Genomic DNA, 23,098 nt, shown 5'->3' with positions numbered 1-23,098 from the left:
TTATCTATGCAAAAATAACGAGCAAGGTGCGCCCTCAAGCACAAAATTCAAATGATTGTATTGTCTATCTTGAAACTCACCATAGCCAAACACGCGCGGAGTATTAATATTGAAATTCTTTCCCTCTTTAATTGCAAGCACTTTACTAAGCCCAATCGTCAAATTAGCCAATTCTTGTGAAAGATCTTGTAAAGTCAAATCATCTTTCGCACTTTCTCCAAACAATCCAAAGGAAAGAACATTCAAAAATTCCTTAGAACTCACAAAAGTAACCGTCCCTTTCGTGTTATCATCAAAAATAACATCAATACTAGAAAGATAACCACGCAAAAGCTTGTTATCACAACGTATCGGAGTTTTCTCAAGCGTATCTTGTATTGCTTGGATAAACGCCTTCTCAATGATTCCTTTCATAAAAATAACCTTGCATTTAATAAGCTAAAAAATTAATAAAAATCATTATAGCCAAATTTTATTTAGCTTTGCTGTAAATTATATTTTGTTTTTACAAAATTATCAATATTAAAATATTGCATTACAACCACTTTGGGTTCGCGGTAAAGCTTACGAGCAGCCAAATTTTATAACTTGGAATCTCTAAGGATTGTTCAATTTTGTTACGAATAATGTCTATTTCACCAATGCTTATTTTCGCATTTGCATCGGTGATAAGAAGATTGACTTCAATCATAAAAAACCTTCCGCTTTTTGCCACATGCGTATCATAGTCCTCAAACCCATATTCTGCACTTAAACTTTCCATTACCTCTGTGATTTTATCATCTAGCTCCTTTGGAGCAACCATCATCAAATCTTTCAGATTCGCAAAAAAAATCTTCAAAGGAGAGAGAGCCAAAAACACACACAGCAATACAAGCAAAATCGGATCAATATAGCGCGTGAAAGCCATTTCTTGTTGTGGATCAAACAATAAGATTGCACCAAAGGCAAGTAACGCACCAAAATAAAGCACACAATCAATTTTCCATTCCACATTATCCACGCCGATTAATTCAGAATCCAACCTCTTTGCGTAAAAGCGCGTATAAATAAAAATCACAAAACACAATAAAAATGCGCAAATCGTATAAGCCATTGCGCCATTGATTTGCAAGGTATAGCCACCGCTTAAAATATCATCAATCCCGCCAATGAGCGCATAAGCACACACAATAATCAAAATCAAGCTTTTAAAAAGATTCACCATTGGTTCAAAGCGCACATAACCATATTGAAACACATCATCGTCTTCGCGATAAACAAAACGCGAGGTAATCACGCTTAACAACCCCAAACCCACCGAAATAAGTGCAATAATTCCATCAAAAACAATCGCTGCACTCTTAAAGCTAAGCCCAAACCCAATTCCAAGAATCGCTAAAAGCAACGCACTATACATTGAGATTTTTAAAACAAACTGCTCCCGCTGATTGTTTGCTAGTAGTGGCTGCGCGGTTTGCAAGGGTTGCAAAAAGTTTTGACGCACTTTCTTGCCATAATTGCTCGTTGGGATTTTTAATTTCACTCATAAAACCTAAATAGAAATTTATCAAGATTATAACGCATTTTTACAGATTTTATTACGAAAAATAAAGCAATGGAATCTTTACAAGCAAGATTTTACATTATAGATTGCCACGATTCCTTCAGCGGAATCTCACAAAGACAAGACAGAAAATGCCTTATGGGATTCCGCCTTATCAGGTTGCCACGAAAATTTTTAAAATTTTCGCGCAAGAACAAACAGATTTTTCAAAGAAATTTTGCTACAATACAAGCTTTTAAACTTCACAAAAGGAGAACATAATGCTAAAAGTTTCTACGCTTTTATCGGCTTCAGTTTTGTTGCTCACATTTGGTGCATTTACCGGTTGTGGGTCTAATTCTAAAGATTCTGCGGAATCCAATAACACTTCTAATACAAGTGAAAATTTAGCAGTTTTTGCAAATCAGCAAGGCAAGATTGACATCGCAGGAGGCACAGCGCATATCCCTGTAATGAAAAAGGCAGCAGAAGCGATTAGCCTAGCGAATCCTCAAATCATTATCAGCATTACAGGCGGTGGCACAGGTGCTGGAATCACAAAAGTTGGAGAAGGCTTGGTGCATATTGGCAACACGGGACGCGCACTCAAACCCCAAGAAATTGAAAAATATGGCTTAGTTTCTTTTCCTTTTGCAGTAGATGGCGTTGCTATTGCGGTGCATAAAGAAAATCCTATTGCAAATCTAACAAAAGAACAAGCAAGTCAAATCTTTAGCGGTGCGATTAAAAATTGGAGTGAGCTAGGCGGAAGCGAGGGTGCAATTAACCTTTATGTCCGCGAAGATGGTAGCGGGACACGCGACACTTTTGAATCCAAAGGTTTGGACAAAGGCACAGAGATTACACAAACCGCAAATGTTGTAAGTTCTAATGGGGCGATGAAAATTGCCATTGCACAAGATAAAAATGCGATTGGCTATGTTGGAATCGGGCATTTAGATGATAGTATTAAGGGAATCGCATTTGAGGGCGTTACACCAAGCCAAGAAAACACCAAAGAAGGAACTTATCCAATCAGCCGCCTTCTCTATATGAATACAAAAGGTGAGCCACAAGGACTTACAAAGCTTTTTGTGGATTACATTTATTCTAGTGATGGCGCAGAGTTTATTGAACAATCCGGTTATATTCCACTTCCAAAATGAAACTTGTCGCGACTTTTGCGACAATCATAGCATTAACTGGAATCTGTCTGCTTTTTATCGTCATTGGCGGGTTTGGACTGCAAACACTTGCGCTCAATCCTAGCTTGACGCTTACTTTTAGTTGGAATCCCAAAGCGAATGAATTTGGGATTTTAACGATGCTTGGAAATTCACTGATTCTAAGTTTTAGCACACTGCTTGTCGCATTTCCTTGTAGTCTAGGAATCGTCTGTGCGTTGATTTTGCCCAAAAAATCCAAAATAGGCAAACTTTTACAAGCCACCCTAAGCTTTCTTGTGCGTTTAATGGGTTCTATTCCTACCATTTTGTATGCCTTTGGTGCATTATTCTTGCTTGTACCACTCTTGCGGGAAGCCTTTGGAGGAAGTGGGAGGAATCTCCTTGCTTGTATCTGTGTTTTAAGTCTAGTTATCTTGCCTACAATGGTTTTACTTTTGGAATCTGGAATCAAAAAGCCTTTTTATCATCAGCACTTAAACGCCCTTGCGCTTGGAATGCGTGATTTTGAAACGCTTATCTTTGTTGTGATTCCAAAGGCAAAAAATGTCTTAATCGGAGCGTTTTTACTAGGCTTTGGACGAGCCTTTGGCGATACAATGATTGCATTAATGCTCTCCTCTAATGCCTTAAATTTCGCTACTTCTCTTTTAGATCCTTTGCGCGTTTTAAGTGCGCATATTGCGCTTATTACTGCAAATGAAAGTGTTGGGGGGGCATACAATGCGCTTTTTGTATCGGGCTTTTTGCTCATTGTCATTAACGCATTTTTAGCCCTTCTTGCGCGTGGAATCTTGCAAAAAGATTCCAAAACCCTTTAAGGATTCAAAATGCGGCGCAAGATTGCAAGTTTTCTCTATCTTTTAAGCCTTGTTGGCACGATTGGTGTCAGTTTAGCTGTATTATCCTTGCTTGTTTGGGTGTTTTGGCGCGGTTTTAATGCGCTAGACTCGCAACTTTTCTTTGGTTCTACCGCACCCTTATTAGCAATCCTTGGACAAGCTGCAGTATTTAATGGAATCTTTCCTGCAATCGTTGGGACTTTTTGGCTTGTAATTTTAAGCCTTTTACTTGCGATTGCGCCGGGGATTGGCTGTGGAATCTATCTAAGCTTCTATGCCTCACCCTCCCAAAAGTGGTTTTTAAATGCAATGGTAGATATTCTTGCCGGGATTCCGTCCGTAATTATGGGACTATTTGGATTTTTAAGTATTTTATGGCTAAAAAATCACTTTTTGCCCAATGCAAACAGCTGCCTCTTACTCGCTGCTTGTTGCCTTGCTTTGCTTGTTTTGCCCACACTCATTGCCACAACCAAAGAAGCACTTTTATCCGTTCCAAACGACTTAATACTCAATGCAAGTGCGCTAGGATTAAAAAAAGGAGCAATTCTGTGGCATTTCTTGCTGCCTGAAGCAAGAAATGGAATCCTAAGTGGCGCAATCTTAGCATTAGGGAGGGTTGCAGAGGATACGGCGGTGGTAATGTTTGTCGGTGCGGTTGCAAACGCAGGATTGCCCAATGGGCTTTGGGGCAAATTTGAATCTCTGTCGTTTTATATCTATTACAATTCCCAAAACTATCAAACACAATTAGAATTGCAAAACGCAATGGGAGCGAGTTTGGTTTTACTTTTGCTTTGTGGATTTTTGTTACTTTTGGGTGCATTTTTAAAAGGAATCTCAAAAAGGGGGTTGCGTGTCTTTAAGTCTTAAAATCAATCATCTTGGCGTGCGTTTTGGGCAAAAACAGATTTTTTCTCATCTTAATTTAGAAATCCAACAATATGGAATCTTTACGCTTTTGGGTTCTTCTGGTTGTGGCAAAAGCACTTTTTTACGCTGCATTAATCGGCTTTGCGAGGAAATGGGCGGAGAGGTTTTAGGCGAAATTTATGTAAATTTAGAATCTAATTCTCTTGTGGAGATTCAAAGTCTCCCGCTAGAGATTTTGCGCAAAAATATCGGTATGCTTTTTCAAGCTCCCCAACCCTTTAACCTAAGCATTGAAAAAAACTTGAGTTTGCCACTTTCTCTCTTGACAAACCTAGATAAAACTGCCATAGAGGCTAAGATCTGCGAATCCTTAAAGCAAGTGGGGCTTTGGGATTCTTTAAAGAATCGTTTGAAAGAAAACGCATTGCGCCTCTCTGGTGGGGAGCAACAAAGACTACTTTTAGCTAGAATCCTAAGCTTAAGCCCAAAGATTCTGCTTTTGGACGAACCAACAAGTGCGCTAGATTTGCATTCCCAAAGAGTGATTGAGGATTTGCTGCTTGAAATTGCCAAAACACATACATTAATAATGGTTTCACACAACATTGACCAAGCTTTAAGAATCGCGGATTCTTTAGCCATTATGCAAATCCAAGAGGGCGGAAGTCAAATCATAAAAGTGCCAAAAAACAGAGAGGTACTAGAGGCTCATTTGAATCGCTAGGAGTCAATCCTTACACCTTTGCAGGACATTATTCTTATGCAAACTATCATTGTCATTGCAAGGTGATGTGAAGCGCAACGAGGCAATCTATAAATTTGGATTGTTTTTAGGTTTTTCGTTCTATCCATCTTGTGTTTTAGCTAAAATTTATTTTTATTTTTCTTTATTTTTTGTATAATATAATATAAGCTTTATTTAAAATTTAAAGAAAGGAAAAAACAATAATGGGATTTTTAAACAATCTTAAGTTGCAAACAAAATTAGTTTGCGCCATTGGAGTGATTTTTATCGTAGGCATACTCGTTCTTAGCGTTATCATCACCCAACAGGTAAGCGAAAATATGCAAGCAAATGCTAGAACAATCATTGCAAAGGTTGCAGAAAGTGATGCTGAACGCATTAGAGGTATGATGAATGAATTAGGGACAATTACACAAGGAAGTGCTAAGGCACTGGATTATATCTTTGAAAGCACAAACATTCAAAATCTCAATGCTCAAGATGTTTATAGTGTAATGGAGGGATTCTTTGATAGTTCATCTTTTGCGGATTATGGATTTCTTTACATTAAAGACGCTCCCGCACACTTTAAAACAAATCCTCTGAATGTTACACAAGAGGATGAATTTATGCTATTGCTTTATGATACAGATACGGAAAATTTCGGTGGTGTAGTTCAAAAACAAGCAAGAGATTCTTTAATTAAAGAAATGGCAAGTGTTCAAAATGCTTTAACACAAGGCAAATATGGAGACAATAAAGTATTCTTTGGAAAGGCAAGGAGATTTACGATTGAAAACGACATATTTATCGGTTTTGCAATGGCTATGCCTATTTTTGATCACCAACAACGTTTAGTGGGGGCAGTTGGGTTTATCCTCAATGGTGAAGATTCCATTAACAATGTGTTGAACGACAATCGGTTTAAGATTTTTGAAGGAAGCATAAAAGCTCTTATAGATAGTGATGGGTATATCATCTCTCACCCAAATCCGGAACTTCTCTTAAAAAACTTGGACAGCATCAATCCAAGACACAATGCAGACAAAGTCATTAAAGCCGTTAAGGAGAAAAGAACAGAAACACTAGAATATACAACTTCTATGGCAGTAGATAGCTTGACTGGGATAGATAGCTTTCCTGTGAAAGGAGGAATGGCAAATTACTCTGTTATCGTGAGCGTTCCAACAAACTCTGTGTTAGCCCCTTTGTATAAACTGCAAACCTTAATTGCGATTGCTTCTCTTGTCTTTGTGGCTATTGCGATGGTTTTGATTTACTTATACATTCAAAGAAATCTAGGAAGTCGTTTGCCGATTCTTGTAAGCACTCTCAACTCTTTCTTTAAGTTTATCAATCACGAAAGCAAAGATGTGCATTTAATTAGGATTCGCGCCAATGATGAATTAGGCACTATGGGAAAACTTATCAATGAAAACATTAAACGCACACAAGATTCTTTAAAGATTGATGAAGAAGCAATTGAACAATCCTCTCAAACTGCCAAAGCAGTTGAAAATGGGGATTTAACTGCAAGAATCGTAAAACAACCAAGCAACCCACAATTAGTAGAGCTAAAAAATGTCCTTAACAATATGCTAGATGTTTTGCAATCTAAAGTTGGTAGTGATATGAATGAAATCCACCGCGTCTTTGAATCTTATAAACAACTAGATTTTGCAACAGAAGTTAAAGACGCTAAAGGTAGCGTAGAGGTAACAACCAATACGCTTGGTGAGGAAATCCGACAAATGCTAATGGCTAGTGCAGGATTTGCCCAAAATCTCTCTTCACAATCCTCTGAATTAGAAAAATCTATGGAAAAATTAATGGCGGGTTCGCAAACTCAAGCAAGCTCCCTTCAACAATCCGCAGCAGCAGTAGAGCAAATCAGTCAATCTATGGAAAATGTCAGTAACAAAACAAGTGATGCAACAAAACAAGCAGAGGACATTAAAGGAATCGTGGGAGTGATTAAAGATATTGCAGACCAAACAAACTTGCTTGCTTTAAATGCTGCAATAGAAGCGGCGAGAGCTGGAGAACACGGCAGAGGCTTTGCGGTTGTTGCTGATGAAGTCCGAAAACTAGCCGAACGCACCGGAAAATCTTTAGGCGAAATTGAAGCCAATGTGAATGTGCTAGTGCAAAGCGTAAGCGAAATGAGCGAATCCATCAAAGAGCAAAGCCTAGGGATTTCACAAATCAATGAAGCAATTGCGCAAGTAGAAAATATCACCAATGAAAATGTTAGCGTTGCTAATATCACGAACGATATAACAAAAAATGTTAATGATATTGCGCAAGACATTTTAAACGATGTGCATAAAAAGAAATTCTAACTTCAATCCTACAAAAACTAACCATTGCCTCCTTTGTGGGGCATTAGCCACAGCAATCCACAATCAAAAATATACAAAAACTTTACAATGGAAGTTTAAAACAACTTAAGATTATGGATTTCCACGAAGCCTAACAATTTCTCGCAATGGCAAAAAACCAAAGCATTTGCTACTGCGTCTTTACAAAACAAGGAACAACAAATTCCATTCATTTAAGCTATAATTGCGCAAAAATTTATCTTATAAGGTAAAAAATGGATTATGATGTTATTGTAGTGGGTGGCGGACACGCGGGAATTGAAGCCTCTGTGGTTGCTGCGAAAATGGGTTGTAAAACCCTGCTTATCACAATGCTTGTAGAACAAATCGGTGCGGCAAGTTGCAATCCTGCTATGGGTGGGCTTGGCAAAGGGCATTTAATCAAAGAAATTGACGCGCTAGGTGGCGTAATGGGTTATATCACCGATAAAAGTGGAATCCAATTTAGAGTGCTAAACGCCTCAAAAGGTCCTGCGGTACGAGGAACACGCGCACAAATTGATATGGATAGATACAAAATCATTGCGCGTAATCTCTGCTACCATACGCAAAATTTAGAAATCACGCAACAAATGGTGGATTCGCTTTTGCTTAATGAAAGCAAAAATGCGGTGATTGGGCTTAAAACTTCTATTGGTAAAACCTATTATGCTAAAAAAATTGTTTTAACCACAGGCACATTTTTGCGCGGTAAAATCCATATTGGTGAAAGCACTTCTCATAATGGACGCGCGGGAGAGCCACCAGCAATGCAATTAGGAGAGGATTTGCGCACACTTGGGCTTGAAGTTGGGCGGCTAAAAACCGGAACTTGCGCAAGAATCAAAGCAAGTAGTATTAACTTTGCAAGCCTAGAAAAACACTATGGCGATACCCCCGCGCCCTTTTTCAGCAGACAAACACAAAGGGAATTGGGAGAGAATCCCTTTAACCCCACACAACTTCCCTGCTATGTAACTTATACAAACGCCAAAACACACGCTATTATCCGCGCAAACTTTCATCGCGCACCCTTATTTACAGGACAGATTGAGGGTATAGGTCCGCGCTATTGTCCTAGCATTGAGGATAAAGTCAATCGCTTCGCCGATAAAGAAAGGCACCAGCTTTTCTTAGAACCCCAAACTTTAGAGGCAAACGAATATTATATCAATGGTTTAACTAGCTCACTTCCCTTTGATGTGCAAGAGGCAATGATTCATAGCATTGAGGGCTTAGAAAATGCCGAAATTGTGCGTTATGGCTATGCGATTGAATACGATTATGTGAATCCAACCGAACTAAAACATACACTAGAGACTAAAAAAATTAAGAATCTCTATTGTGCGGGGCAGATTAATGGCACAACGGGTTATGAGGAAGCGGGAGCGCAAGGAATCTTTGCGGGAATCAATGCGGCATTAAGTGCGCAGAATAAGGAGCAAATCACACTCAAGCGCAATGAAGCATATATTGGTGTAATGGTAGATGATTTGGTAACCAAAGGCACAAAAGAACCCTATCGTATGTTTAGCTCCCGCGCAGAATATCGCCTCCTCTTGCGTGAGGGAAATGCGATTTTTAGGCTTGGGGAATTAGCACACAATCTAGGCTTAATGGAGGAATCTGATTTTATAGAGTTAATGCGCGACAAACAAGAGATAAAAGAGGGCTTAGAGTGGCTAAACCAAACTCCTATCACGCCAACAAATGAGGTTTTGAAGTTTTTGGATTCCATACAAGAGGAAAAAATTAGCGACAAAACAACTTGGGGCGTGATTGTGGGTCGGCGTAGTTTTGATTTGCAAAAATTGCTTAAAATTTGCGCAATTACCAATGCTCCTTTTGCGCACTATTCTACCCGCGCACTAGAGGAGATTTTGGTGGAGGCAAAATACTCTAACTATATCCAAAAGCAGCAAAACCTCATTGACAATATGGACAAAATGCTAAGCATTACAATCCCGCAAGATTTCGTGTTTGACGGGATTCCGGGTTTGAGCTTGGAAGTGATTGAAAAACTCAAGAAATTCAACCCCAAAAGTCTTTTTGAAGCAAGTGAGATTAGCGGCGTAACTCCTGCGAGTTTAGAGGTTTTGCAACTTTATATCCATTTGCGTAGTAAAAGCTAACCGCTGTATTCTTAGGAATGCTTTCTGTTTTATCAATATAAGATTCGTCTCTCACCGCTTTCGCGCCTCATAATAAAATACCGCGCACCTTATGTGTTTTTGGCTTATGCCTTACAAGAGACGATTCCACAAGCAAAATCTATTGTTTTATTTTAGTTTTAATGAGAATGCGTTAAAATCGCACATTTAAACTTTATTTTAGGTTGATTTTATGAAACAATTTAACTTTAAAAACTTTGTTTATGTTTTTCTTGTGAGTTTATTGCTTAATTTAGGCTTTCAAAATACAGCATTTGCCGAAGATGAATCCCGATTAGATGCTTATAACAAACTACGCAAAGTTATCGGAACGGTTGAAAAATACTATGTAGATGAGCTAAGTCTTAACGAAATTATAGATAAAGCCATTGATGGGCTTCTGACAAATCTTGATGCGCATTCTGCCTATTTAGATGAAAAAAAATTTGAAGACTTAAAGATTCAAACCGATGGGCAGTTTGGAGGGATTGGAATCACAATTGGATTAAAAGAAAGTGCGCTTACGATTATTGCTCCTATTGAAGGCACTCCGGGCGATAAAGCAGGATTAAAAAGTGGGGATATTATCTTAAAAATCAACGAAGAAAGCACCCTCAATATGAGCATTGATGATGCGGTAAATAGAATGCGTGGCAAACCTAACACAAAAGTGCAATTAACCATTGTGCGCAAAAATGAACCAAAACCGCTTATTTTTAACATTGTGCGCGACAATATTAAGGTGGAATCTGTCTATGCAAAAGGCATTGAAGAAAGCAATTATGTTTATTTACGCGTAACTTCTTTTGACAAAAATGTGAGCAAACGCGTAGAAGAAGAACTAAAAAAATTTAAAAACATTGACGGAATCGTGTTAGATTTGCGTAACAATCCGGGCGGATTATTAAATCAAGCAGTGGAATTAAGCGATTTATTCATCAAAGATGGAATTATCGTATCGCAAAAGGGCAGAATCAAAGATGAAAATATTGTCTATCACGCTACAAATCGCACACCTTACGCAAAAATCCCGCTTGTTGTATTAGTCAATAATGGAAGTGCGAGTGCAAGTGAGATTGTTGCAGGTGCAATTCAAGACAACAAGCGGGGCGTGTTGGTAGGAGAGGGAACATTTGGCAAAGGCAGTGTGCAAGTGATTCTCCCTACAGAGAAAAAGGAGGCATTGCGCTTAACGATTGCGCGTTATTACCTCCCAAGTGGGCGCACGATTCAAGCAGTGGGTGTAACGCCAGATATTGAAGTAGCTCCGGGCGCGGTTCCTGATGAGAATAGCGGATTTAGTATTAAGGAGGCGGATTTACAAAAGCATTTAGAGGGAGAATTGGCAAAAGTGGAATCCCACAAAGACAAAAAAACTAAAGATTCCAAAAACACTATTACACACAAACAAGTGTTGCAAGATATTCAACTAAAAAGCGCGATTGATGTGCTAAAAATCTTTAAAGTTTTATAAAAGGAGCAAAAGTGCAAGTAACACAAAAAGAGATGATGTATGAGGGCAAAGGTAAAAAGCTCTATAAAACCAACGATGAGAATCTAGTTATTTCCCAATTTAAAGACGATTTAACCGCCTTTAATGCAGAGAAAAAGGGAAGTGAGCAAGGCAAAGGAATCCTAAATTGTAAAATTTCTACGGAGATTTTTAAACTTTTGGAGAAAAATGGCGTAAAAACGCACTATGTAGAAACCATAGGCGAGGATTTAATGCTCTGTAAGCTTGTTAAAATCATTCCGATTGAAGTGGTGGTGCGCAATGTGGCAACAGGCTCTTTGACAAAGCGATTAGGCATCAAAGAGGGGGAGGCTCTGCCCTTTACGCTTGTGGAATTTTATTACAAAGATGATGCACTTGGCGATCCTCTCATCAACGATGAACACGCACTAATCCTCCAATGCGTTAAATCTGTGGAAGCACTAGAGGAATTACGCAAAATTGGACGAAAAGTCAATGAGGTTTTAAGAGAATTTTTTGACAAAAAGAATCTTACTTTGGTAGATTTTAAATTAGAATTTGGAGTGGATAAAACAGGCGCAATTCTACTTGCTGATGAAATCACACCAGATTCTTGCAGATTTTGGGATAAAGAGACAAAAGAAAAATTAGATAAAGACCGATTCAGACAAGATTTAGGCAATGTTAAAATGGCGTATGAAGAGATTTTAAAAAGAATTTTGAGCTAGGAAAAAAAATGAAAGCGGAAGTTATCGTAAGGTTAAAAGAAGGGGTTTTAGACCCGCAGGGCAAAGCGATTCATCACGCTTTAGAATCCTTAGGCTACCAAGGGGTGGAAAGTGTAAAAGTGGGTAAAATCATCACATTAGAAATCGCAGGAAATGATAAAGCGGATATTCAAAAAAAAGTGGAATCTATGTGTGATACACTTTTAGCAAACACCGTGATTGAAGATTATTCCATAAAGATATAACAATGGTTGCGATTCTACAATTCCTAGGCACAAATTGCGAATACGATATGGAATATGCCTTTTCGCTTTTAAAAGCACCAACACAAATTGTGTGGCATAAAGAAACTTCCCTACCAAAAGACACGAAACTCGTTGTGATTCCGGGTGGCTTTAGCTATGGGGATTATTTGCGTAGTGGGGCGATTGCGCGATTCTCGCCCATTATGCAATCTGTCATTGAGTTTGCAAATAAGGGCGGATATGTGCTTGGAATCTGCAATGGATTCCAAATATTACTTGAGAGTGGCTTGTTACCCGGGGCAATGAAACGCAATACAAACTTGCATTTTATCTCCAAAACTTGCGGAATTAAAGTCATCAATAATGAGAATATTTTTCTCAAAAAATTCCAAAAAGATGAAGTGGCTAGGATTCCAATCGCCCACGCCGATGGCAATTATTACATTGATGCGCAAGGCTTACAACAACTAGAACAAAACGGGCAGATTTTATTAGAATATGTTGAGAATCCTAATGGTTCTGTGCGCAATATTGCCGGGATTTGCAATGCGCAAAAAAATGTTTTTGGGCTTATGCCACACCCAGAAAGAGCCGTAGAGAAAGTGCTAGGTGAAGATGTAGGCTTAAAAATGCTAGAAGGATTTTTAGAGATTTTATGAGAATTTTTACCCAATTAGCATTTATTTTAGGACTATGCGTCTATGGAATCGCACAAGTAGGAGATTTTGATGATACCGCTTCTGGAGAAACAAGAATGTTTCCGCAGAGCATAGAGGACACCAATAAAGATTCCAATCCACAACAAACAATGCCCGATACCGCCTTAGAGCAAACTTTGCCCAATGTTGTGATAGAGGAAAATTTGCAAGAAGAAGCTATTGTAGAATCCAACTCCACCTTAGCCCCTTTCAATGAAGATTCCAACACTAATCTTACATCTCCACAAGAATCTCCAATTCCAAAAATAGAATCGCAAGAGCTAGAATCCCTTGACGCTTCACAAATGCTAGATAAGAATTATTCCCTTAATCCAATAGTTAAAAATGTATATTTGGAGCTTCTCAATCCCCCTTTAGATATTTTATATGTTCATCAAATCGTTCCTTTAGAATTAAAGCTCCTTGTGTTATCGGATTATTCTACAATCAAAACAGAATTTATTTTTGAAAATAGTGTCCAAGAGGGAAGCATAGAGATTCTAAACAAAGAAGAAAATTGGAGTATTCACACAGAGGATTCTAGCTTAAGAAATACTTTTTATCTCAAGGTTAAACAACCAAACTATACGATTCCACAAATCAAAGTGAGCGTCCATACAAGCGAAGGAACAGCAAGCGAAAGCACGCAAAGCATGAATGGCAGAGCTATCAAACTAGATCGCAAAGGGAATTTTTCCCAAGTATTAGCCCAAGACTTAAAAGTTTTGGATACTAAAATCACAAGTTATGATACCAGCCACAATCTAGCGGTTTTTCAACTCCAAAGCGTAATGGGCAATTTGTTTGATTTTTATTTAGAACCCTATGCACAACAAGGGATTGAAAGCAAAAGCGGCGATTATAAACAGGCGGAAGCGTTTTATTATGCGATTGTGCCAAAAGATTTAAACTCAATCCGCTTTGACTACTTTAACCTTACAACAGCCAAATATACAGAATTGCAAATAGACAATATTGCAATTGAGGATCGCGTCAGCACACAAAGCGATATAAAGCCTAAAAACAACCACCAGTTCTTTAAAATTTCTGCAATGATTTTCTTTGTCCTTTTATTTTTTGGTTTTTATTTATATAAGAGAAAAATCATTTTTATTATACTTGGAATCCTTGCACTTGGAATCCTCCTTTATTCCCTAACGCTTAAAACTTCTGCAACATTAAAAGCTAATGCTTCCCTTAGAATCCAGCCTACCTTTAACTCTACTATTATTTTAACCACACAAGAACCAATGCAAGTTGAGATTCTAGCACAACGAAGCAATTATTATAAAGTGCTTTTAAAAGATGACCGCATAGGGTGGGTAAAACGTGATGATCTCCAAAATTAGAGCTTTAAGTGGAGTATTTTATACTCTACTTGTCATTCCTTTTACAATTCTTTTGATGTATTGCTTCCAAAATGCACAACGCAAAATTAGGCAAATAACCGCAAAAGGCTTTATCACGCTTTTTGGGGTTCAAGCAAAGATTGAAGGGGAGCTAGACCCAAGCGCACAAATTTTAATTATGAATCATCAAAGTTTTATGGATGTCATTTATTTAGAAGCAATCCACCCTAACAATCTTTGTTGGATTGCAAAAAAAGAGCTTGGCAAACCCTTTCTTTATGGACACGCACTCAAAGCTCCTAAAATGATACTCATCAATCGCGAAAGCAAAAAGGAAGTTGTATTTTTGTTAAAAGAAGCAAAGGATAGATTAGAACACGGACGCACCTTATGTATATTCCCCGAAGGCACAAGAAGTAAAGGTGAAGAAAAATTTTTACCCTTTAAAAGTGGAGCAAAATTCTTAATTGAACATTTCAATCTCAAAGTCCAACCCATTGTTTTTTGTGGCACACGCAAATGCCTTGATATTGGAGCATTAAAATTTAACAACACTCCTTTTAGCCTCAAAGTTTTACCCTCTTTCACTCCACAAGGAGAGCAATGGTTTGAGGAATTAAAAGAACAAATGCAAACAGAATATTCTAAAATGTATTTGGAATCTAAAGGTCAGTAATGCACGGAAAAATCGTTCGCTATTTAAGCAGCAATGGCAAAGGCGCAGTGATTAATTTATCAAGAAAACTCTTTGAATTTACCAAAGAAACTTGGCACGACAAAAAAGTAATTCCTGCAGTGGATATGTTTGTGGAGTTTCGTTGTAATGAAGCGGGGCAAATTACAGATTGTAAAGCTTCCAAATTCCAAGATTTTGGAAGCAGCTCTATGATTTCAGAATCTGAATTTTGGCATCACGACACAGATGAGCAATTAGAAACACTCTTAAGCAACAAGCGCGACCTTACAATCCAAAAAATCTATAAAACAACGAATTATCAAACACTAAAAACAATTCCCATAGATATAAAACCTATGGAGGCATTAAAAATATATTTTCAACAAGAATTTTCAGCCATCGCATTTTTAAACGATTTACATTTGCCAAAAGATAAAGATTTATATGATTACACACATTTGAAACGTTTTAGCACCAAAACCCTAGACAACTTGCTTTATAGCGATAAAACAATCCCCAAAGATGATTTTATTGAGGAACTTGGGATTATGACTCGCCTAGAATCTGCTTATTCAGACCTTATGCGTTACCAAAATATCAATATTGATAGCGCATTTAAGGAAAATTTTTTATCTCAACAATGCCATTACCAAGCTCTAATTGTAGCCATTAACAACGCAAAAGACACCATCAATCTATGCCAAAAAAGAATTAATGCGCTCAAAAGTGATACGCTTTTGCTTGAACGTAGAATCCAAGCCAAAGTAGATTTAGAAAAAAATTCCCAAAAACTCCAAAAGGTGCAATCAGAATTAAGCAAAATGGTAGAAAGTGAGCGTTACAACAGCAACCTTTGCAAACAACTTTTGCAATTAAAAACACATTTTGAAGAACATTATCACAAAGTCTTTACTAACCTTTACAAAAAAACACACGAAAGAATTTATAAAAAAATTAAAAGTGGTTTGGATATTTGTATTACAATTTTAAACGATAAAATTTACCATAAAATCTTAAAATCTGTCAGTTTGCAAAAAAGCTTTTTTAAGAATCCAGAAAACGATCGTGTGCCAACAATGCTTTATTTTATTGAACAATATTTGGAGCATTTAAACAAGGATAGATTAAACGATCTAGACACTCGCCTCTATCATTATATCAATAAAATTAAGAAAAAAGACCGAAAATATTTTCTTATTGTAACAACTAGCGAACAAGAATCCACCAATTTAAAATTAAAGATTCTCTGTGAAAATGAGCTTTATTCTGTCAAAACTGCCTATAAACGCACACTTTATTTTTCTCTTATCAATGAAATTGCCTTTGAGAAAATCTACATTGATAGTATGAATATTTGGGAAAGCCCAGAAACATTAATAGAAGAGGCAAAATCTTTTAAAATCAACGCAAACACCCCCTTTGAGATTCTTTCAAAGAACACTTCAGGAAATCGCTTTGGATTTTAAAAGATACGATTGCTTGTTTTAATGCTATAATCACAAATTAATTTAAACAAAAGTAAAACAATGGATAGAACAAAAAAACAACAACCCTCCACCAAAAAACAAAAGTCCAGCAGACGAGATTCTTACAATCTTGATACTTCTAAAATGGATAATGGACAAGGTTTTATCAGCGGCTTTGAATGCTTTGGCTTTAAAAAAAATATTTTAAGAGGCATTAAGGAAGCCGGTTTTACCGAGCCTAGTCCGATTCAGCAAGAAGCGATTCCGCTTATTTTAGATGGCTTAGATGTTATTGCACAAGCCCAAACAGGCACGGGCAAAACCGCCGCTTTTGGCTTACCTTTAATTAACAATTTGCAACACAATGGTGAAATTGAAGTCTTAGTCATTACGCCTACGCGAGAATTAGCAATGCAAGTGGGCGATGAAATTTTTAAATTAGGCAAATACAGCAAAGTCAAAACCGTCTCACTCTTTGGTGGGCAACCGATTCGCCGACAACTTGAATTGCTAGAAAAACATCCTCAAATCATCATTGCAACACCCGGTCGTCTGCTAGATCATTTAAGGAATGAGAGGCTTAAAAATTTCTCTCCAAATGTTGTTGTGCTTGATGAATCCGATGAAATGCTAGATATGGGATTCTTAGATGATATTGAGGAGATTTTTACCTACCTCTCTAACACCCGACAAACTCTATTGTTTTCAGCAACAATGCCCATTCCCATTAAGCATTTAGCGCAAAAGATTCTTAATAATCCAAAACTCATCAAAGTAACTCCAGAGGACGCTACAAATCAAGATATTTCCCAAAGATACTATATCATCAATGAAAGTGAGCGCGAGGACGCCATTGTGCGCCTCATTGATAGCGAAATGCCAAATAAAGCCATCATTTTTACGCGAATGAAAAAGGAAGCAGATATTTTATCGGAACGCCTCTTAGCGCGTGGATATAAAGCAGGTGCTTTACACGGAGATATGGAGCAAAGAGAACGTTTAAAATCTATCAACGCCTTTAAGGATTCTAGCATTAACATTCTTGTAGCCACAGACATTGCCGCAAGAGGGCTTGATATTAGCGGAGTTAGCCATGTCTTTAACTTCCATATTCCGCTGAATCCAGAATCCTATGTGCATAGAATCGGAAGAACAGGTAGAGCAGGGAAAAAAGGCATAGCCATTACACTTGCCACGCCTTTAGAGTTTAAAGAAATTAGAAGAATCAAAGAAAACACAAAAGCAAGTATTGAACTCTACGAGATTCCAAACATTCAAGATACAATGGACAAACAAGATTCCAACCTGCTAGATAGAATCCTAAAACACGCCATTAGCGATGATGCGTTGCGTGTATATGAGCAAATACGCGGAAATGCCGATATGACGCAACTTGTGTGTAAATTACTCTCAATGGTGTTGCAAGATTCTAAAGTGTTAGGACCTAATAAAATTGGATTAAACAAAAAGGATTTAAACCAACTGCAACTGCAATTAGAAGATACACAGAATAGAGGCGGCAGAAAACATAGTAGAAATGATAACGAGAGAGAATCCAAGAAACCTCAAAGAAACTTTAGGGATTCTAAAAAAGAATCACGCAAAGGCAACTTTAAAGAGGAATCTAAAAGAAACGGCAAAAGGAATCCCAAAGAAAGCACCAAAAAGGGTGCAAAAAATGCAAAACCCAACACACAAAAAGCGCAATCTAAGCAACAAAGGAAGCGATAATGGAATTCCAACCCTATCCTTTTGAAAAACTCCAAGCCCTCATTCAAGACATTCCACAAAAAGAAGGGCGCATTTCTCTCACGATTGGTGAGCCACAATTCCCCACGCCAAAGTGCATTTGTGATGCCTTAAAGCAGAATGTGGAATCCTTAAATAAATATCCTAAAACCGCGGGAGAGGACTTCTTAAAAACTGCAATGCTAGGCTTTATCCAACGTCGCTTCAATGTGGAATTACAACCCAATGAATTAATCCCAACTTTTGGCACACGCGAAGTGCTGTTTAACTTCCCGCAGTTTTATTTATTTGATAAAGCAAATCCTACCCTAGCGCACCCAAATCCGTTTTATCAAATCTATGAGGGAGCAGCCATTGCTGCAAGGGCAGAGAGTATTTATATGAATTTGGATTCCACAAACGCCTTTAAACCCAAACTCACAAAAGAACAAATGCAAGAATGCGATTTGGTGATTCTAAACTCTCCAAACAATCCCACAGGTGCTACTTTAAGCCTTGAGGAGTTAAAGTATTGGGTGGAATGCGCATTAGAATTTGGATTTTTACTCCTAAACGATGAGTGTTATAGTGAAATTTATAGTGATTCTAAGCCACATTCTATCCTAGAAGCAAGTGTCGCGGTGGGCAATACGAGATTTAAAAATATTCTAGCCCTTAATTCTATCTCCAAACGCTCCTCCGCTCCGGGTTTAAGAAGTGGATTTATTGCGGGAGATTCCACCATTTTAAAGCCTTATTTGCAATACCGCACCTATATAGGCTGCGCCTCTCCCTTACCTTTGCAAAAAGCCGCAAGTGTCGCGTGGAGTGAGGATACACACACAGAACATTCACGCGCACAATATGCAAAAAACTTACAATTAGCCGCAGAAATTCTAAGAGAGAAAATCCCAAATTTACGGATTCCACAGGATACTTTCTATGTGTGGCTACCTGTAACCAACGATTTAGAATGGACAAAAACCTTACTACAAAATGAAAACATTTTAGTGCTACCCGGCAGTTTTCTCTCAAGAGAAAAAAACGGAGAGAATCCCGGCAATAACTTTGTGCGCTTAGCTTTGGTTTATGAAGAACCCATTATCCAAGACGCACTTTTAAGGTTGCAAAAATGGCTTTAGATAAAAAAATCCATTTTATCGGTATTGGCGGGATTGGAATCTCTGCTCTTGCAAAATTCTTACTTGCACAAGGCGCAAAAGTAAGCGGTTCAGATGTTGCAGAGGGTTGTATTACAAAAGAATTAAAGGCTATGGGGATTAAAGTGAGCATTCCTCACGCAAAAGAAGCCATTTGCGGACAAGATTTAGTCATTCACTCCGCAATCATCAAGCCCGACAACATTGAAGTGCAAGAAGCCCATAAGCAAGGGATTCCTGTGCTTTCTCGCAAAGAATCCCTCAAGATGATTCTAGGGGACAAAGAAGTCTTTGCAGTTGCGGGAGCGCACGGCAAAAGCACGACTACTGCAATCTTAAGCGCAATCTTAAAAGACGCAAGTGCGCTCATTGGCGCAGAGAGTAAAGAGTTTCACTCTAACACACGCGCACTAAGCGGGAATCGTGTGGTGTTTGAAGCCGATGAATCCGACAAGAGTTTTTTAGAATGTAATCCTACTTGCGCAATCGTTACCAATGCAGAACCCGAGCATATGGAAACTTATGCCCACGACTTAGCGCAATTCCACAAAGCCTATGAAGACTTTTTGCGATTCTCTAAAATCTGTGTCATTAATGCAGAGGATTCCTTTTTAAGCTCCTTAGGAGATTTAGGAAATACTTGTATCCGATTTTATCCCAGCAAAGATTTGAGTGAAATTTCTTATTTGGTAGAAAATGGAATCCCAAAAACTCAATTCCGCCTTCGTTGCGAGGGAAAGGATTATGGCAAATTTAGCGTGTATGGTTTGGGAGAGCATATCGCGATTGACGCTTCTTTAGCAATACTTGCAGCCGCGCAAATTTTACCTTTAAATACAATTCAAAACAATATACAAGACTATTGTGGAATCAAGAAGCGATTTGATATTTTATCCTATGATAAGTGTGTGATTATTGATGATTACGCACACCACCCCACAGAAATCACCGCAACCTTAAAATCCCTCAAAAAATACCAAGAATTAACTTGTATCAAGCCACTCACTGCTATTTGGCAACCGCATAAATACTCACGCATTGCAGATAACTTGCAAGGGTTCATCAATTGTTTTGAGGGCGTAGATAAGTTAATTATTTTGCCCGTATATGCGGTGGGAGAAAGCGCAATCCCAATAGATTTTCAAAAGCTTTTCGCTAAATACCAACCCATTTTTGCAGATTCTATCGTGCGTCAAGAAAACACTTTGCTCCTTATGAAAGAACATCAAACCATAGGGCGTTTAGAGAATGGAATCGTTGTTGGATTTAATGCAGGTAATCTTACCTACGCATTAAGAGGGGGAATCTAAATGGTGCGCTTTTGGATTCTTTTTATCTTAATTGTTGCGCTTTTAGCCTTCCTAGCACAAATCCTCTCCAAATTTAATGTTATCCAGCGCAAAACGCGTATCTATTTTGGTATTTTGTTGCTTGTAATTGCCGCAAGTATTGGAATCTTTACCTTTTTTCAAGATAAAAAAGAAGACAAGATTAACGATTTAGCGCAATTATTCTTGCAAGGCAAAGATTTAATCTGTCAAGTTGGCACGCAAAGCATTGAAGCAAATCGCACGACTTTTAATTTTATCAGCGGCACTCTCACCCTTATGGGAAAAGAACAAAGCAATTATTATCGCAAAACAATTCCACTCAAAGCCTGTAAGCTAAAAGATGACACAAAATCTCATTAAACAACTAGATTTAGAAGACTTTTTAAGGACTTTTGAAAGCTTTTTGGCACGACCAAAAGACTTATTCTTGCAAGGGGATAGTAAAATCCACTTGCGTTACATTCAAGCCTTAGAATCGGTGCTTTTTACTCCTCCAAAATCCATTCAAAATTTGGATTCCGCTCTTGCGCTTTTAAAAAAATTTGGCTATTTAAAACTAGATGAAATCTTTGAATTTGTAAAGATTATCCGCTATTTTCACTATTTTAAAAGCCTAAAATGCGAAGGAATCTTAGGGGAGTGGTTGAATCAAATTATAATCCCCGAAGCAATCTTGGAGATTTCAAAATCTTTTTTAGAAAATGGAAATTTAAAAGAGGGAATCTATTTAGAGTTAGATTCCATTAATGCAGGAATGGAGCGAACCAAAAGAGAAATCTCACAAGTCCTAAGCCAAATCCTTAACCAAAATAAACTAAACTCCTATTTGGTGGATAGGCAAATCCATTTAATCAATGATGAGGAATGTTTGTTGCTAAAAGCGGGATTCCACCATATTTTAAAAGGGCAAATCCTAAACCGCTCCGCCACAGGATTCTTTTATGTGTTGCCCCAAAGCATTGCAAATCTCAAGGATAAATACAATGAGCTAAATAACAAGAAAGAGGAGCAGCTTTTCAATATCTCGCGTGAAATTTCTAGCACTTTTACTAAACATTTTCTCTTTTTAAACTTCATCAACAAAGAATTTGACCGCTTAGACAATTACCAAGCAAGGCTATTTTTTGCGCGTTCCTATGACTTAGAATTTCTCACTCCCAAAACAAGCGATTCCTCCATTATTTTAAATGAGTTCCGCCACCCTGCATTAAAGAATCCAAAGTCTATTACCCTAGCCTTTAAAGAACAAGTCCTAATGATAACCGGTGTGAATGCGGGCGGTAAAACAATGCTTTTAAAATCCATTTTAAGCGCAGTATTTCTCTCTAAGCACCTCATTCCGCTTCCAATTAACGCGCACAAATCTAGCATTGGCAATTTCAAACACCTAAACCTTATCTTAGAAGATCCGCAAAATAGCAAAAATGACATCTCCACCTTTGGTGGCAGAATGCTGCAATTTAGCCAAATCCTAAGAGAAAAAGAGGGAATTATTGGCATAGATGAAATAGAGTTAGGCACAGACAGCGATGAAGCTGCAAGTTTGTTTAAGGTTCTACTAGAAAACCTTATGCAAAAAGGCAATAAAATCATCATCACAACACACCATAAGCGTCTTGCCGCATTGATGGCTGGAGATTCTCGTGTGCAGCTGCTTGCCGCTTTATTTGATGAGGAACGCGAAATGCCGACTTTCAAATTTCTTAGCGGAACGATTGGAAAAAGCTATGCCTTTGAAACTGCCTTGCGTTATGGAATCCCAAAATCACTTATCAATGAGGCAAAAATCCTTTATGGTGAAGACAAAGAGAAACTTAATACATTGATTGAAAATTCCTCAAGATTAGAAATGAAACTACAAAATGAAATTTCAAAAGCAGAGGAAAAAAGTGCGCATTTAGAACAAAAAATTATTCATTTACAAGACAAAGAATTGGAGCTAGAAAAGGCATTTTTAAAATCTAAAAACGAGCTAGAATCCGCCTATGCAGAAGCGATTAATGCAGCCAAAAAAGCAATCAAAGAGCAATCTCCTCAAAACATTCATCGCCAAATCAGCCTAGCAAACAAACTTTTAAACGAGGCGAGAAACACAAACCATCAAGAGCCACAAAACCAACAAGAAACAAGAGTCTTTGCAATCAATGAGCGCATTAAATACCGCAATCATCGCGGAATCATTTTAAATTTAAACAAAAACAAGGCACTCATTCAGCTAGAAGATGGAATCAAACTGCAAGTCTCCACAAAAGAAATCAAGCATTATGGTAATTTGCCAACACCTCCTCAAACAAAAATCCAAATTCAAACCCCGCAAAATGCTAATGTTGTGCTTGATTTGCACGGATTAAGGGCTGATGAAGCAATAGAAAAATTAGAAGAGTTTATCTCCAATAGCCTCATTGCGGGATTTGATGAAGTGTTAATCTATCATGGAATCGGCACAGGGAGACTATCATCAATCGTTCGGGATTTTTTAAAATCCCACCCAAAAGTGGTGGATTTCACAGACGCCCCCGCAAAAATGGGTGGTTTTGGCGCGAAAATTGTAAAACTCTAAAACAATGCGATTCCGTTTCATTACA

21 protein-coding genes are annotated in these 23,098 nt (G+C 37.9%); 19 read left to right on the top strand and 2 right to left on the bottom strand.

Translation table 11 applies throughout. From position 1 onward, the window contains the following. Complete coding sequence (locus tag BS85_RS0106565; protein WP_026944096.1) at positions 1-414, bottom strand: hypothetical protein; 414 nt, start codon at positions 412-414, stop codon at positions 1-3. Between the two features lie 121 nt (positions 415-535). Continuing rightward, complete coding sequence (locus tag BS85_RS0106560) at positions 536-1,525, bottom strand: cation diffusion facilitator family transporter (RefSeq protein WP_026944095.1); 990 nt, start codon at positions 1,523-1,525, stop codon at positions 536-538. A gap of 72 nt (positions 1,526-1,597) precedes the next feature. Here BS85_RS0106560 and BS85_RS11470 point away from each other — a divergent pair, with 72 nt between their 5' ends. The 19 genes from BS85_RS11470 to BS85_RS0106460 all read left to right on the top strand — a co-directional run bounded on the left by BS85_RS11470 (position 1,598) and on the right by BS85_RS0106460 (position 23,073). Continuing rightward, positions 1,598-1,807, top strand: coding sequence for a hypothetical protein (locus tag BS85_RS11470; protein ID WP_156938079.1), 210 nt, complete (start codon positions 1,598-1,600; stop codon positions 1,805-1,807). Then, entirely contained in the window at positions 1,807-2,691 is an 885-nt protein-coding gene (locus BS85_RS10430) for a phosphate ABC transporter substrate-binding protein (protein ID WP_034551339.1), read from the top strand. Before BS85_RS11470 ends, BS85_RS10430 begins: the two co-directional genes overlap by 1 nt. Continuing rightward, complete coding sequence (locus BS85_RS10425) at positions 2,688-3,530, top strand: PstC family ABC transporter permease (RefSeq protein WP_051604725.1); 843 nt, start codon at positions 2,688-2,690, stop codon at positions 3,528-3,530. The genes BS85_RS10430 and BS85_RS10425 overlap by 4 nt, the downstream gene beginning before the upstream one ends. 9 nt (positions 3,531-3,539) lie before the next feature. Then, positions 3,540-4,424, top strand: a complete 885-nt coding sequence (locus BS85_RS0106540) for a PstA family ABC transporter permease (RefSeq protein WP_026944094.1) — start codon at positions 3,540-3,542, stop codon at positions 4,422-4,424. Then, on the top strand, positions 4,408-5,148 hold the full coding sequence (locus BS85_RS0106535; RefSeq protein ID WP_026944093.1) for a phosphate ABC transporter ATP-binding protein: 741 nt from the start codon (positions 4,408-4,410) through the stop codon (positions 5,146-5,148). Before BS85_RS0106540 ends, BS85_RS0106535 begins: the two co-directional genes overlap by 17 nt. Positions 5,149-5,372: 224 nt before the next feature. Then, positions 5,373-7,490 carry a methyl-accepting chemotaxis protein gene (locus BS85_RS0106525; RefSeq protein WP_026944092.1) on the top strand — a complete coding sequence of 706 codons (2,118 nt, stop codon included), beginning with the start codon at positions 5,373-5,375 and terminating at the stop codon, positions 7,488-7,490. Positions 7,491-7,744: 254 nt separating this feature from the next. Next, positions 7,745-9,640, top strand: coding sequence for a tRNA uridine-5-carboxymethylaminomethyl(34) synthesis enzyme MnmG (mnmG, locus tag BS85_RS0106520; protein WP_026944091.1), 1,896 nt, complete (start codon positions 7,745-7,747; stop codon positions 9,638-9,640). Between the two features lie 211 nt (positions 9,641-9,851). Further along, positions 9,852-11,132 (top strand): S41 family peptidase, encoded by a 1,281-nt coding sequence (locus BS85_RS10420; RefSeq protein ID WP_034551337.1) that lies wholly within the window; start codon positions 9,852-9,854, stop codon positions 11,130-11,132. An 11-nt stretch (positions 11,133-11,143) separates the two neighbouring features. Continuing rightward, positions 11,144-11,860 carry a phosphoribosylaminoimidazolesuccinocarboxamide synthase gene (gene purC / locus BS85_RS0106510; RefSeq protein WP_026944090.1) on the top strand — a complete coding sequence of 239 codons (717 nt, stop codon included), beginning with the start codon at positions 11,144-11,146 and terminating at the stop codon, positions 11,858-11,860. An 8-nt stretch (positions 11,861-11,868) separates the two neighbouring features. Further along, entirely contained in the window at positions 11,869-12,105 is a 237-nt protein-coding gene (purS, locus tag BS85_RS0106505; RefSeq protein ID WP_026944089.1) for a phosphoribosylformylglycinamidine synthase subunit PurS, read from the top strand. Positions 12,106-12,107: 2 nt separating this feature from the next. Next, positions 12,108-12,764, top strand: coding sequence for a phosphoribosylformylglycinamidine synthase subunit PurQ (gene purQ / locus BS85_RS0106500; RefSeq protein WP_026944088.1), 657 nt, complete (start codon positions 12,108-12,110; stop codon positions 12,762-12,764). Then, entirely contained in the window at positions 12,761-14,152 is a 1,392-nt protein-coding gene (locus BS85_RS0106495; protein WP_156938078.1) for an SH3 domain-containing protein, read from the top strand. Before purQ ends, BS85_RS0106495 begins: the two co-directional genes overlap by 4 nt. Beyond that, the gene (locus tag BS85_RS0106490) at positions 14,136-14,828 is read left to right on the top strand and encodes a lysophospholipid acyltransferase family protein (protein WP_026944086.1); all 693 of its coding nucleotides are present in this window, start codon (positions 14,136-14,138) and stop codon (positions 14,826-14,828) included. The genes BS85_RS0106495 and BS85_RS0106490 overlap by 17 nt, the downstream gene beginning before the upstream one ends. After that, positions 14,828-16,294, top strand: a complete 1,467-nt coding sequence (locus BS85_RS0106485; RefSeq protein WP_026944085.1) for a hypothetical protein — start codon at positions 14,828-14,830, stop codon at positions 16,292-16,294. Before BS85_RS0106490 ends, BS85_RS0106485 begins: the two co-directional genes overlap by 1 nt. 144 nt (positions 16,295-16,438) lie before the next feature. Next, positions 16,439-18,025, top strand: coding sequence for a DEAD/DEAH box helicase (locus BS85_RS0106480; protein ID WP_026944084.1), 1,587 nt, complete (start codon positions 16,439-16,441; stop codon positions 18,023-18,025). Further along, on the top strand, positions 18,025-19,164 hold the full coding sequence (locus BS85_RS0106475; RefSeq protein WP_026944083.1) for a succinyldiaminopimelate transaminase: 1,140 nt from the start codon (positions 18,025-18,027) through the stop codon (positions 19,162-19,164). Before BS85_RS0106480 ends, BS85_RS0106475 begins: the two co-directional genes overlap by 1 nt. Continuing rightward, positions 19,155-20,492, top strand: a complete 1,338-nt coding sequence (gene murC, locus BS85_RS0106470) for a UDP-N-acetylmuramate--L-alanine ligase (RefSeq protein WP_026944082.1) — start codon at positions 19,155-19,157, stop codon at positions 20,490-20,492. Before BS85_RS0106475 ends, murC begins: the two co-directional genes overlap by 10 nt. Then, positions 20,493-20,873 carry a hypothetical protein gene (locus BS85_RS0106465; RefSeq protein ID WP_026944081.1) on the top strand — a complete coding sequence of 127 codons (381 nt, stop codon included), beginning with the start codon at positions 20,493-20,495 and terminating at the stop codon, positions 20,871-20,873. Next, the gene (locus BS85_RS0106460) at positions 20,854-23,073 is read left to right on the top strand and encodes an endonuclease MutS2 (protein WP_026944080.1); all 2,220 of its coding nucleotides are present in this window, start codon (positions 20,854-20,856) and stop codon (positions 23,071-23,073) included. Before BS85_RS0106465 ends, BS85_RS0106460 begins: the two co-directional genes overlap by 20 nt. Positions 23,074-23,098: the final 25 nt, after the last annotated feature.

Source organism: Helicobacter rodentium ATCC 700285, from assembly GCF_000687535.1.
GTDB classification, from domain to species: domain Bacteria; phylum Campylobacterota; class Campylobacteria; order Campylobacterales; family Helicobacteraceae; genus Helicobacter_D; species Helicobacter_D rodentium.
This window is presented reverse-complemented; position numbering and strand designations above follow the sequence as displayed.